Here is a 13,668-nt window from a genome sequence, read left to right on the forward strand (position 1 = left end):
AAGGATTACAACCGTAAGTCAGACTCACGATCAAATGGGGCGAATACTCTCTTCATCCAGATCGGCGTCGAAGAACCGGCGCAGGGTCTGAATGTTGTTATCCGCGATAATTGCCTCGCGCGCCTGCGCGAGCTTCTCTTCATAAATGGCCTGACGCCACTCCAGCGGCGTTTTCACTGCCGGATTATCATCTTCAATGATAGTCAATTCAACCGGCGCCCCCTGTAATGCGGTGAGCGCCTCGGCCAGCGCCTTTTGCGCGCCTGGCGAATTCAGGTGTCGTTGACCAGGACGCAGGTGTAAACGCACCTGATTGCCGTCCTGCTCTTTCCAGGCATTCAGCGCGACCTGCTCCACCAGCTTGGGCAACTGAAGCTTACTGACCTCGGCGGCCCAGGCATCACGCGCAATTGACTCTTCGGCGAGCTTCGCAGAAAGCTCCGGCGTTTTCTCATGCTCCAGCGCCTTTTTTAGCGCTTTCGGGGTGGCGACCTCTTCCTTCACCTCTTCGATGATAGTGGTCGCCTTCCAGCGGTAAGCCTCTTCTTTCACCGGGGCTTTCTGCTCGAGCGCGGAGGGGGCAGGACGCGACTGTACGCGCTCCGTTACCGAGGCCAGTCGTTCAAGCGCGGCGTTGTTAACCGGCCGCGCTCTTGCAGGCGCTGCCGGTTCACTCTTTTTTGGTTTGGTTGCTCCCTGCGCACGCTGCAACTGGCTGCGCGCGGCAAGCACCGAACTGGTGGCGTCCGACAGCGGCACATTTTGCTGCGGCGGCGGTGTCGGCTGCAGTGGTACCTGCTGCGGTGACATCACCGCCGTCGGTGCGACCGGAGCAAAGGATTGTCGCGGCACGTCCGGTTCCGGCAACGGCATACGCGGGTGGAACGCCAGCGCGCGCAACAGCGTCATTTCAACACCCATACGCGGATCCGGCGCGAACGGTAACTCTTTGCGGCCAATCAGCAGCGTCTGGTAGTAAAGTTGAACATCAGCAGGCGGTACGGTGCGGGCAAGTTCACGCATCCGCTGTTCGATAGCCGCCATATCCGCACCAATGGCAGACGGAGAAAGCTGCAGCATCGCCACGCGGTGCAGCAGGCTGAGCATCTCGACCAGCAGCCCTTCCCATTCAATACCCCGGGCAGCGGCCGCATCGACCTGCGACATAACACGCTCGCCGTTGGCGGCAATCATCGCTTCGATAAGGGAGAGCGCCTGATCGTCATCCAGCGTGCCGAGCATGGTGCTGACCGCCTCGGTCGAGAGCTTGCCGTCACCGCTGGCTATCGCCTGATCGGTAAGACTTAACGCATCACGCAGGCTGCCGTCCGCTGCACGAGCCAACAGCTGCAGAGCACGCGGTTCGTGGACAATTTTCTCTTCGTCGAGAATATGTTCAAGCTGAGCACGGATCTGTTCAACGTCCAGCGCCTTCAGATGGAACTGCAGGCAGCGCGACAAAATGGTGACCGGCAGCTTTTGCGGATCGGTGGTCGCCAGCAGGAATTTCACATGCGCGGGCGGTTCTTCCAGCGTTTTCAGCAGGGCGTTGAAGCTGTGACGCGACAGCATATGCACTTCATCGATCAGGTAGACCTTGAAGCGCCCACGCGCCGGGGCATACTGCACGTTGTCGAGCAGATCGCGGGTATCTTCAACTTTCGTGCGTGAAGCAGCGTCGATCTCGATCAGATCGACAAAACGCCCCTGCTCAATCTCCCGGCAGTTATCGCATACGCCACACGGCGTGGCGGTGATCCCGGTTTCGCAGTTCAGACCTTTTGCCAGCAAACGGGCAATAGAGGTCTTGCCGACGCCGCGGGTGCCGGAGAAAAGATAGGCGTGATGGATGCGACCTAGCGACAAGCCGTTCGCCAGGGCCGTCAGCACATGTTCCTGACCGACAACGTCAGCAAAGGTTTGTGGTCGCCACTTACGGGCTAACACCTGATAACTCATGGGCAGGCTCTGCAACGCTGGAAGGTGAATTTATGGAGGGGAATGCTATCACAACCTCACCCATTGAGCGAGGTTGTGAAAATCGGGATCAGTGACCCGGGAATGGCACCAGGCTGTAGCTGGTAATACCCTGTTTTTCCAGGCGCTGTTCACCGCCCAGATCGAACAGGTTGATGATGAATGCCGCATCGGTCACTTCACCGCCCAGACGACGGATCAGCTTCACGGTCGCTTCGATGGTGCCGCCGGTTGCCAGCAGATCGTCAACCACCAGCACTTTGTCGCCAGGGACGATCGCATCAACGTGGATCTCCAGCTGATCGGTGCCGTATTCCAGCTCGTAGCTTTCAGCGATGGTTTCACGTGGCAGTTTGCGCGGTTTACGTACCGGAACAAAACCCACACCCAACGCCAGCGCAACCGGTGCGCCAAACAGGAAGCCACGGGCTTCGGTACCTACTACTTTGGTGATCCCGGCGTTTTTATAACGCTCAACCAGCAGTTCAATGCTGAGCGCGTACGCTTTCGGGTCTTCCAGCAAGCTGGTGACATCACGGAAAAGAATGCCAGGTTTTGGATAGTCCTGGATACTTTTGATGCTGTTTTTCAGATATTCAAGCTGCTGTGCAGTTGCGGTCATCGGTTTGTGCCTAAATGAAACAGTGTTACTCACAGCGCGCAACGAGTCGATTAAAGATAACAATTGTTTAACCTTTAACCAGGCGCACCTGTGCTCGAAAACGGTCGAATTTACTGTCTGTGCGAGATAATTGCAACAGACATTATAAGGCGTCAGTGCTTTTGTTGCTTTTCATCAACCACCGGGATTCGCCACATAAAGATGAGCAGGCATGTCAGGATCGCCAGCAACAGGATCCGTACCCACATCATTTTCACCAGCCATAATGAAATAGCGAAGGTGATGAGGATCACCGCGATCGCGCGCGGTTTAGCACCGGGCGGCATGGCCCGGTGTTTTTGCCAGTGGCGCAGATAACCGCCAAACCATGAGCGATACAGCAGCCAGTGGTGAAAACGCGGCGATGATCGGGCGAAGCACCAGGCCGCCAGCAGGATAAACGGCGTGGTCGGCAGCAAGGGTAAAACCACACCTAATGTGCCAAGCACTACCGCGAGCCAGCCAATGATGATTAAAATAGTACGCTGCATAATGCGAATCGTTATCAAACTGAACGGCTACTTTACCACTGGAGAGCGCCTTGAAAACAGCCTTGCTTCTGGAGACGCTGCAAAAACAGCTGACCACCCTGCGAGCAGAGGCTACCCCTCTGATGGGGCACGCCACGCTGAAGCCGCGCTTTGACCGGCAACTTTTTCGCACCCGAAGCACGCTCATTCAGGATTATATTGCTGAAGCCCAGGCCCATCTTGATGAGCTTCGCCACGCGGTTGAGCACAAGCAAACACAGCAGGTGGCCTGGCTTGCAGAGCATCTTGCCGGGCAAATCACCGCCCTACGCCGGGAAATTGCCACCTGGACGCTGCGCGCCTGGGACGGTGCATCTCCGGGGCTCGGCAAATGGCAGCGTAAGCGGCTGGAGAACCAGGAGTTTGAACGCCGGTTGTTTGAGATGAAGCGCGAGCGGGAAGCGCGCCTGAGCAACAGTGAAACGCTGGAAGAGCAGCAATTATTGATGCGTGAGATTAGCGCGCTGGAAGGACGCCTTGTCCGCTGCCGTCAGGCGCTGGATGAGATTGAACGCGTGATTGCACGTTTGACCCGTTAACAGGAGCCATACAAATGTCACTGGAAAATGCACCCGATGAGGTCAAGCTGGCCGTTGATTTGATTATGTTACTGGAGAATCATGAAATCCCCGCAGAGACGGTGCTTAAGGCGCTGGAGATTGTACGGCGAGACTTTGAAGGTAAGGTAAGGGCAATTCAGCCCTCACCCTAACTCCCTCTCACCGGGAGAGGGAAAATAGATTAGGCAGGAGTAGGATCATCACCCTTAATGTCGCGCTTCACTTCCGTATGCTCGTCACCTTTCTCGTTACGCAGGTGAACTTCAAGCTGGTTGAAGGCGATATTAATATCGTTCTCACGACACAGGCGATCGATAGAGCGGTTCAGCTCATCCACGGTATAACTGCGGTCACGCAGTTCACGTACGTATAACCGCAGCTCGTGATCCAGGGTGCTCGGCCCAAAGGTCGTGAAGAAGACCGATGGCGCAGGATCGTGCATCACTTTCGGATGTTCAGACGCCGCCTGCAGCAGTACCTCTTTTACCTTATCCAGATCCGAACCGTAGGCCACGCCCAGGCGGATAACTACGCGCGTCACGGTGTCTGAAAGCGACCAGTTGATCAGGCGCTCGGTCACGAACGCTTTGTTCGGGATGATCACCTCTTTGCGATCAAAGTCGGTAATGGTGGTGGCTCGAATACGGATCTTGCTGACCGTACCGGAGAACGTGCCGATGGTGACGGTATCGCCGATACGAACTGGACGTTCGAACAGGATGATCAGGCCGGATACAAAGTTACCGAATATCTCCTGCAGGCCAAAACCAAGACCTACCGAGAGCGCGGCAGCCAGCCACTGCAGTTTGTCCCACGACACGCCCAGCGAGCCAAAGACCGTCATCGCTCCGACAATAATGATAACGTAGTTGAGGATCGTGGTAATGGCATAGGACGCCCCCTGACGCAGGTTCAGGCGCGACAGTACCAGCACTTCCAGCAGGCCCGGCAGGTTGCGAATCAGCGCCCAGGCCACCATCGACGAGACCAGCGCAAAGAGCAGGCTGCCCATGGTGACGCTCTTCATGACCGCAGCACCGGCTTCGGTACCGTTGTATTGCCAGAGGGTGATACTGTCCAGATAGGCGAAGACGGTAATTAAATCAGACCAGATAGCCCAGAACATCACCGCAAACAGAGCGACCATCACCAGCATGGTGATACGCAGCGTCTGCTGGTTGACCTGCTCCAGGGCGATGGTCGGCTCCTCCTGTGGCTCCGCCCCTTCCGCGCCCTCTTTTACCTGATGTTGACGACGCGCAATGGCACGGCGATAGGCGATACGACGGGCCGCAACACTCAAACCTCGCAGAACGGTCTGATAGAGCAGGTTCCAGATGATCACCAGATAAACCGTTTCAATCCAGCGACCAGACAGACGCAGCGTGGTGTAGAAGTAGCCCGTTGCCGTGAGCACCATCAGCGCCAGCGGAATGATTGCCAGTACCGTCACGGTAGCCAGACGAATATTGTGGGACTCTTTATCACGCCAGCTATCGCGGCACATCGGCCACATCAGAATGGCAATCAGGAGCAGGTTCAACAAAATAACCAGCTGCCCCAGTACATCATCCATCAGATGCAGCGGGGAAAGTTCAGAGACAACCGACCAGAAGTGCAGCGGCAGAAGGGCCAGGCTGATACGCACAATCTGACGGCGCCAGTGGCTGGTCAACTGCGCAGGCATGTTGAAATGGCGTACTGCCACGCCGTCTTTTTCCAGTACCTTCCAGCACAGACCAAACACCAGCCAGAACAGCGCCAGTTTCTTACTGAATGCCCACAGCAGATCGCTGACGTTAAGCTGCATCGTGAGCAGAATCAGACCTACCGCCAGGATAATCAGGCACACCGGCAGGGCGCGGATGAGGTCGATCAGAATCGCTTTCGGCGTATGAAGCTGGCTATCGTTTCGCAGTTGTCCCACTTCGGACGCCAGTTTCGCCTGATACTTCTTCAGCCAGCCCAGACGCCAGCGGATCAGACCGGCAATCAGCAGCAGCGGTAATCCCGCCAGGAAGGCAATCATCACCGCAGGCCAGGCTTTCTCCCAGTTCACGGTAATTTTCATGCTCTTGATCTGCGTTTTCAGCGTCTCAGGGAAGGATTTAATCCAGTCCCAGTCCATTGGCTTGTTGCTGTTTACCCAGAAAATCTGCTGCGTCAAAATTTCCTGCAGACTTTTCGAGACGCTCACCAACTGTTGCTGGTTGATCTGCAGGTTAATGGCCATCATCAACTGGTTGCCCAGCTGTTTGTTGAGCTGGTCCAGCAGTTCGCGACGCATATCCACTACCTGAAGTAGCGCATCGTGCACTTCCGGGTTCACGTCACTGGAATGGCCTTCTTCAATTTTGGCGACGAAGGTATCGCTCTGGAAAAGGGCATCTCGCTGCTGGTTGACATCAAACTGCTCCAGACGCAAATCCGCGATGCGGTTGGTCATATCCTCCAGTTCATCGGCAGACGGGAGCGTCTGCTGCTGCTGGTAGAGAATACGCGACAGGAGGAGGCTGCCTTTCAGAACCGCAATCTGCTCTTTAATGTTGCGTTCAGCCTGCAGCGCGCGGTCCAGCCAGTTTTTTACTTTGATATTTTGCTGAACCAGCGAGTTACCGCTTTCCGTCGCCTGTATCAGACGCTGGCTGAGCTGATGGTTAGCCTCGAGCTCCTGTTTCACCAGTGGGTTCGCCTGAATACGAGCGGTTTCGTCAGGTGATACTGCCTCCTGGGCGGTTTTTTCTGTCAGCGTCAGGCGTTTACTGTTAACCGCCTCCTGCAACAGCTGCAGCTGGTGTTCCAGGCGATTAATATTCGCGGTGACGTAATCACGCTGTTTCTGAAGCGTGTCCTGCAGCACCGTATTCCCTTCCAGGCTCTTACGCTGCTGTTCGATTTGCGCGTTGAGTAATGTTTGCTGAACCAGCAGCAGGGTTTGCTGCGTCGGGCGTAAAGTGCCCTCACCCACCGTCGTGCCATTCAGGCGGTTACGGATCTGCTGCAGCTGTTGGGACGCGGCGTACATTGCGTTTTGCACGCGCTCGGGCTGAGTCTGCAGTGAGACAAGTTGGCTATTATACGTTGCGAGATCGGACTGTGCGGTTTGCAGATCGTCAAGTGATTGCGAGACGCGCGACTCCAGCTGACGTAAAGAAAGGGTCGCGAGTGTTTTACGTGTTTCATCGTCATTATCGACGTCACTCAGGGCATTCAGCGCATCCGTTGCCTTGCGCATGTTGTCAGGAGCCTGAGCCACCTTCTGACGCAGTTGCGCGGTTTCAGCTTTGACACGCTCAATTTTATCGTACGTTTCCAGCGTTTCCGTCAGATCCTGCTGGATAAGCTTCTCCTGAGGAGAGAGATCTTTCTGTTTGTTCAGGGTGTCGAGTTGCGACTGAACATCAGCGCGCGAGGGAATATCATTGCTGTTGTCGGCACGGGCCCAGGAAAGCGGTGCCGTGGCGAAGAAAAACAGCATCGCAAGGAGCAATGCAAAAACAGGATGTTGCGAGCGATTGATGGGCAGCATAGTCGTGAATGATGTCAGAAGATGACCGAAAATAGTCCGGCGTGAAGAATATCACGCTCGCCTGAAGCAGAATAGCGCGAACGTTATCCTCTGAGATAAATCCTGGAAAGGGGTCAGGCCGTTAACGAAGGCGTGTCGCTGCGCAGCGTGGGGCAGAGCTGTAGCATTTCCAGTAAAATCGCCACATAACTGCGAGCTTCCTCTCTGAGGTCAAAGGATTCCGGCGCAAAAAGCCAGTTTTCCATCAGGCCCGAAATGTAGCTGCGCATCAGAATAGCCGCCCGTCGGGTCATCAGATTGGCCGGTAACAGCTTTGCCTGCATACACACGCTCAGGTTCTGTTCGATGCGGTCATAGCTCTCCAGGCTGAGACTGCGCTGCGCCTGCTGCACCACCGCCATCTCACCCACGAACTCGCATTTATGGAAAATAATTTCCATCATTAACCTGCGACGTTCCTCAACGACTGTCGCTTCAAGGATATATACTAATATTTCTCTTAATACTGAGAGTGGATCGTCAGGGAATTTTGCCCGATACTCACTCTCTAGATCGCTAATGCTGGACTCTGAAAGCTCCCAGATTTCACTGAACAGATCTGACTTGTCTTTAAAATGCCAGTAAATCGCTCCCCGTGTGACACCAGCGGCCTGAGCAATCTGTGCCAGCGAGGTTGATGAAACACCCTGCTGAGAGAACAAACGCATCGCCACATCCAGAATGTGTTGTCGGGTTTCCAGCGCTTGTTGTTTAGTTTTTCGTGCCATAGGTGGGTGAATTTACAGGAGTCAGATTTACATACATTTGTGAATGTATGTACCATAGCATGACGATAATATAAACGCAGCAATGGGTTTTTGGACTCAGGACCATTGATCAATTTGAAATCGGACACTAGAGGTTTACATATGAACAAAAACAGAGGGTTAACGCCTCTGGCGGTCGTTCTGATGCTCTCAGGCAGCTTAGCGCTTACAGGATGTGACAATAAACAGGCTCAACAAGGAGCTCAGCAGATGCCAGAAGTTGGCGTTGTGACGCTCAAATCCGAACCTCTTCAAATCACTACAGAATTACCCGGCCGTACAAATGCATATCGCATTGCGGAAGTTCGTCCTCAGGTGAGTGGCATTATCCTGAAACGTAACTTTACCGAAGGCGGGGATGTTAAAGCGGGTGAGTCTCTGTATCAGATTGATCCGGCAACCTATCAGGCATCTTATGAAAGCGCCAAAGGCGACCTGGCGAAAGCACAAGCCGCAGCCAAAATCGCCCAGTTGACGCTGAACCGCTACCAAAAACTGCTCGGTACCAAGTACATCAGCCAACAGGATTACGATACCGCCCTGGCAGATGCCCAGCAGGCTAACGCGGCCGTAGTGGCAGCGAAAGCAGCTGTCGAAACCGCCCGCATTAACCTGGCCTATACCAAAGTGACCTCTCCGATTAGCGGTCGTATTGGCAAGTCTTCCGTGACGGAAGGGGCACTGGTGCAGAACGGTCAGGCCACTGCGCTGGCGACTGTGCAGCAGCTTGATCCAATCTACGTCGACGTGACCCAGTCGAGCAACGATTTCCTGCGTCTGAAACAGGAGCTGGCTAACGGCACCCTGAAGCAGGAAAACGGCAAAGCCAAAGTGGAACTGGTGACGAACGACGGTATCAAGTTCCCGCAGGAAGGTACGCTGGAATTCTCTGACGTGACGGTCGACCAGACCACCGGCTCCATCACCTTACGTGCGATTTTCCCGAACCCTGACAAGAATCTGCTGCCAGGTATGTTTGTTCGCGCACGTCTGGAAGAAGGGACCAACCCAACCGCCATTCTGGTTCCACAGCAGGGTGTAACCCGTACACCTCGCGGCGATGCGAGCGCACTGGTTGTCGGGGCTGATGACAAAGTCGAAACACGTAATATCACTGCTACACAGGCGATTGGCGATAAATGGCTGGTGACGGAAGGTCTGAAAGATGGCGATCGCGTGATTATTACTGGTTTGCAAAAAGTTCGTCCTGGCGCGCAGGTCAAAGCACAGGAAGTGAAATCTGACGATAAACAACAAGCTTCGGCCGCTGGCCAGTCAGAACAAACCAAGTCTTAACTTAAACAGGAGCCGTTAAGACATGCCTAATTTCTTTATCGATCGCCCCATATTTGCGTGGGTGATCGCCATAATCATCATGCTGGCTGGGGGACTTGCGATCCTGAAGCTGCCTGTTGCGCAATATCCGACCATTGCGCCACCGGCGGTGACAATTTCCGCAACCTACCCAGGGGCTGATGCGAAAACGGTGCAGGATACCGTTACTCAGGTTATCGAACAGAACATGAACGGTATTGATAACCTGATGTACATGTCCTCAAACAGTGACTCCACCGGTACGGTACAGATCACCCTGACCTTCCAGTCAGGTACTGATGCTGACATCGCGCAGGTTCAGGTGCAGAACAAACTGCAGCTGGCGATGCCACTGCTGCCGCAGGAAGTACAACAGCAGGGCGTGAGCGTCGAGAAATCGTCCAGTAGCTTCCTGATGGTTGTCGGCGTTATCAACACCAACGGCACCATGACGCAGGAGGATATTTCCGACTACGTGGGCGCCAACATGAAGGACGCCATTAGCCGTACTTCTGGTGTGGGTGACGTTCAGCTGTTCGGTTCCCAGTATGCAATGCGTATCTGGATGGACCCGAACAAACTGAACAACTTCCAGCTGACGCCGGTTGACGTCATCAGCGCCATCAAAGCCCAGAACGCCCAGGTTGCTGCCGGTCAGTTAGGTGGTACGCCACCGGTGAAAGGCCAGCAGCTTAACGCCTCGATCATCGCGCAAACGCGTCTGACCTCTGCCGATGAGTTCAGTAAGATCCTGCTGAAAGTGAATCAGGACGGTTCACAGGTTCGCCTGCGCGACGTGGCAAAAGTGGAACTGGGTGGTGAGAACTACGACATCATCGCGAAGTACAACGGCAAACCGGCTTCCGGTCTGGGTATTAAGCTGGCGACAGGCGCTAACGCCCTGGACACCGCTACAGCGATCCGCGCAGAACTGAAGAAGATGGAACCGTACTTCCCGTCAGGCCTGAAGATCGTCTACCCGTATGACACCACGCCGTTCGTTAAAATCTCGATTCACGAAGTGGTTAAAACCCTGGTAGAAGCGATCATCCTGGTATTCCTGGTAATGTATCTGTTCCTGCAAAACTTCCGCGCGACGTTGATTCCAACCATCGCCGTTCCGGTTGTATTGCTCGGTACCTTTGCCATCCTGTCGATATTCGGTTATTCGATAAACACCCTGACGATGTTCGGGATGGTGCTCGCCATCGGCCTGCTGGTGGATGACGCCATCGTGGTAGTAGAGAACGTTGAGCGTGTAATGGCGGAGGAAGGTCTGCCGCCGAAGGAAGCCACCCGTAAATCAATGGGCCAGATCCAGGGCGCGTTGGTCGGTATCGCGATGGTACTGTCGGCGGTATTTATCCCGATGGCGTTCTTCGGGGGGTCTACCGGTGCGATTTATCGTCAGTTCTCGATTACCATTGTTTCTGCAATGGCGCTGTCGGTACTGGTTGCGTTGATCCTGACACCTGCTCTGTGTGCCACCATGCTGAAGCCAATTCAGAAAGGTGGTCACGGCGAGCATAAAGGGTTCTTCGGCTGGTTTAACCGCATGTTTGATAAGAGTACGCACCACTACACCGACAGCGTGGGCAACATCCTGCGCAGTACCGGTCGTTACCTGCTGCTCTATATCATCATCGTGGTGGGCATGGCCTATCTGTTCGTTCGTCTGCCAAGCTCGTTCCTGCCAGACGAAGATCAGGGCGTGTTCCTGAGTATGGCTCAGCTTCCGGCGGGTGCGACACAAGAACGTACCCAGAAAGTACTGGATGAGATGACCGACTACTACCTCACCAAAGAGAAGGACAACGTTGAATCCGTATTTGCGGTTAACGGCTTTGGTTTTGCGGGTCGTGGTCAGAACACAGGTATTGCCTTCGTTTCTCTGAAAGACTGGTCTGAACGTCCAGGTAAGGAAAACAAGGTTGAGGCGATTACTGGCCGTGCCATGGGCACGTTCTCGAAGATCAAAGATGCGATGGTCTTTGCCTTCAACCTGCCTGCGATTGTTGAACTGGGTACGGCGACCGGTTTCGACTTCCAGCTGATTGACCAGGGTGGTCTGGGTCACGAGAAACTAACGCAGGCACGTAACCAGCTGTTTGGCGAAGTGGCAAAACACCCTGACCTGCTGGTTGGCGTACGCCCTAACGGCCTGGAAGATACGCCGCAATTCAAAATCGACATTGATCAGGAGAAAGCTCAGGCCCTGGGCGTTTCCATCAGTGACATCAATACCACTCTGGGTGCAGCCTGGGGCGGTAGCTACGTCAACGACTTCATCGACCGTGGTCGTGTGAAGAAAGTGTACGTGATGTCAGAAGCCCAATACCGTATGTTGCCGAACGATATCAACAACTGGTTCGTACGCGGCAGTAACGGCCAGATGGTACCTTTCTCCGCGTTCTCTACGTCACGCTGGGAATACGGTTCGCCGCGTCTGGAGCGCTATAACGGTCTGCCTTCCATGGAAATTCTGGGTCAGGCTGCTCCGGGTCGAAGCACCGGTGAAGCGATGGCGATGATGGAGCAACTGGCGAGCAAACTGCCGTCGGGAATTGGCTACGACTGGACCGGTATGTCCTATCAGGAACGTCTGTCCGGTAACCAGGCCCCTGCCCTGTACGCCATTTCACTGATTGTGGTCTTCCTGTGTCTGGCAGCACTGTACGAGAGCTGGTCGATTCCGTTCTCCGTCATGCTGGTGGTTCCGCTGGGGGTTATCGGTGCACTGCTTGCCGCAACCTTCCGTGGCCTGACCAACGACGTGTACTTCCAGGTAGGCCTGCTGACAACCATTGGCTTGTCGGCGAAGAACGCGATACTTATCGTGGAATTCGCCAAAGATCTGATGGAGAAAGAAGGTAAAGGCCTGATTGAGGCGACGCTGGAGGCGGTACGTATGCGTCTGCGCCCAATCCTGATGACGTCTCTGGCGTTTATCCTCGGCGTTATGCCACTGGTTATCAGCTCTGGTGCTGGCTCCGGTGCGCAGAACGCAGTAGGTACAGGTGTAATGGGTGGTATGGTCACCGCGACCGTTCTGGCCATCTTCTTCGTACCGGTGTTCTTCGTGGTGGTTCGCCGCCGCTTCAGCCGCAAGAATGAAGATGTTGAACACAGTCATTCAGTAGAGCATCACTGATACCGGTTTCACATGATAAAAAGGCCGCATTAGCGGCCTTTTTCATTTCCTGAAAAAATCATAAAATACGCTTATTGTTTTTCCATTTATTTCCTGCCATGTTTATTAGGCATATCATAATTAACCGATCGCTTAATCGGTGAATTCGGGATTTTTTTAATTTCATTTCCACGCTTAAGCTATTAGGAATATTCCTAACAACAAGTTCGGACAAACAGAACTCCGGACCAGGACGTCTTCCCATCGTTTAAGCTAAACCAATGAAACGTAAGGAAGCGAAAAAAAATTCTTTGTTAATTTAGATCAAAATGTTCACTTCCGGACAAACATTTGCGTAAACGCTCGCAGTCTGCGGTTTTATTTGTAATTTTTCGTAATAGCGCGGTGAAATCTTGAATGGAGTGGCTTATAGTTAGAGATATCAGGAACACAGCACCCGTGTGGCTAAGTATGTTGTATCCATCCCGACAATGATGTTCGGTGAGTAAGAAATCACTCAGAAGGGGATGCGCTATGGACGAGTACTCGCCAAAAAGGCATGATATCGCGCAGTTGAAATTTCTCTGCGAATCCTTGTACCATGACTGCCTTGCCAATCTTGATGAAAGCAACCATGGCTGGGTGAACGACCCAACGTCTGCCATCAATTTACAGTTGAATGAGCTTATAGAGCATATTGCAACCTTCGCACTTAATTATAAAATTAAGTACAATGAAGATAATAAGCTCATTGAGCAAATTGATGAATACCTGGATGACACCTTTATGTTGTTCAGCAGTTACGGCATTAACGCCCAGGATTTGCAAAAATGGCGTAAATCGGGAAACCGGCTATTCCGCTGTTTCGTCAACGTGAGCAGAGCTAACCCGGTTAGTCTTTCCTGTTAAAATTATTACAATTACTAAGGTGAATTTATGTCTGATAAACCACTCACAAAGATCGATTATTTGATGCGCTTACGACGCTGTCAGTCAATTGACACGCTCGAACGTGTCATTGAAAAGAATAAATACGAGCTTTCTGATAATGAACTGGCGGTATTTTATTCAGCTGCAGACCATCGTCTTGCTGAGCTGACGATGAATAAGTTGTATGACAAAATTCCTACTTCTGTATGGAAATTTGTTCGTTAATCTTTG

General features: G+C 53.5%; 11 protein-coding genes and 1 other annotated feature. Of the genes, 6 read left to right on the top strand and 5 right to left on the bottom strand.

The annotated features are described in order from the left end of the window. Positions 1-30: 30 nt before the first annotated feature. From dnaX to JGF26_RS05410, 3 genes are all read right to left on the bottom strand, one after another. Positions 31-1,959 (bottom strand): DNA polymerase III subunit gamma/tau, encoded by a 1,929-nt coding sequence (gene dnaX, locus JGF26_RS05400; RefSeq protein WP_134707207.1) that lies wholly within the window; start codon positions 1,957-1,959, stop codon positions 31-33. Continuing rightward, positions 637-701 (bottom strand) — a sequence feature (DnaX frameshifting element). It overlaps the preceding gene by 65 nt. 88 nt (positions 1,960-2,047) lie before the next feature. Continuing rightward, complete coding sequence (gene apt / locus JGF26_RS05405; protein WP_108090679.1) at positions 2,048-2,599, bottom strand: adenine phosphoribosyltransferase; 552 nt, start codon at positions 2,597-2,599, stop codon at positions 2,048-2,050. Between the two features lie 152 nt (positions 2,600-2,751). Next, complete coding sequence (locus JGF26_RS05410) at positions 2,752-3,129, bottom strand: DUF454 family protein (protein ID WP_028017608.1); 378 nt, start codon at positions 3,127-3,129, stop codon at positions 2,752-2,754. A gap of 50 nt (positions 3,130-3,179) precedes the next feature. Between JGF26_RS05410 and priC the strand changes: the two genes are divergently transcribed. Together priC and rsmS are read left to right on the top strand one after the other, a co-directional pair. Further along, positions 3,180-3,707 (top strand): primosomal replication protein N'', encoded by a 528-nt coding sequence (gene priC / locus JGF26_RS05415; RefSeq protein ID WP_129323843.1) that lies wholly within the window; start codon positions 3,180-3,182, stop codon positions 3,705-3,707. 14 nt (positions 3,708-3,721) lie between these two features. Continuing rightward, positions 3,722-3,880, top strand: coding sequence for a pleiotropic regulatory protein RsmS (rsmS, locus tag JGF26_RS05420; RefSeq protein ID WP_032666839.1), 159 nt, complete (start codon positions 3,722-3,724; stop codon positions 3,878-3,880). Between the two features lie 29 nt (positions 3,881-3,909). On the opposite strand, the gene mscK is transcribed toward rsmS, so the two are convergent. Together mscK and acrR are read right to left on the bottom strand one after the other, a co-directional pair. Then, positions 3,910-7,257: a mechanosensitive channel MscK gene (gene mscK, locus JGF26_RS05425; protein WP_028017610.1), complete on the bottom strand. Its 3,348-nt coding sequence runs from the start codon at positions 7,255-7,257 to the stop codon at positions 3,910-3,912. 113 nt (positions 7,258-7,370) lie between these two features. Next, positions 7,371-8,024, bottom strand: a complete 654-nt coding sequence (acrR, locus tag JGF26_RS05430; protein WP_028017611.1) for a multidrug efflux transporter transcriptional repressor AcrR — start codon at positions 8,022-8,024, stop codon at positions 7,371-7,373. A gap of 141 nt (positions 8,025-8,165) precedes the next feature. Here acrR and acrA point away from each other — a divergent pair, with 141 nt between their 5' ends. From acrA to JGF26_RS05450, 4 genes are all read left to right on the top strand, one after another. Continuing rightward, positions 8,166-9,359, top strand: coding sequence for a multidrug efflux RND transporter periplasmic adaptor subunit AcrA (acrA, locus tag JGF26_RS05435; RefSeq protein WP_028017612.1), 1,194 nt, complete (start codon positions 8,166-8,168; stop codon positions 9,357-9,359). Positions 9,360-9,381: 22 nt separating this feature from the next. Next, positions 9,382-12,528, top strand: coding sequence for a multidrug efflux RND transporter permease subunit AcrB (gene acrB, locus JGF26_RS05440; RefSeq protein ID WP_028017613.1), 3,147 nt, complete (start codon positions 9,382-9,384; stop codon positions 12,526-12,528). 513 nt (positions 12,529-13,041) lie between these two features. Then, positions 13,042-13,416 carry an Hha toxicity modulator TomB gene (tomB, locus tag JGF26_RS05445; protein ID WP_008499288.1) on the top strand — a complete coding sequence of 125 codons (375 nt, stop codon included), beginning with the start codon at positions 13,042-13,044 and terminating at the stop codon, positions 13,414-13,416. Between the two features lie 27 nt (positions 13,417-13,443). Further along, complete coding sequence (locus JGF26_RS05450; protein ID WP_008499287.1) at positions 13,444-13,662, top strand: HHA domain-containing protein; 219 nt, start codon at positions 13,444-13,446, stop codon at positions 13,660-13,662. Positions 13,663-13,668: the final 6 nt, after the last annotated feature.

Source organism: Enterobacter sp. E1, from assembly GCF_016809815.1.
GTDB classification, from domain to species: domain Bacteria; phylum Pseudomonadota; class Gammaproteobacteria; order Enterobacterales; family Enterobacteriaceae; genus Enterobacter; species Enterobacter adelaidei.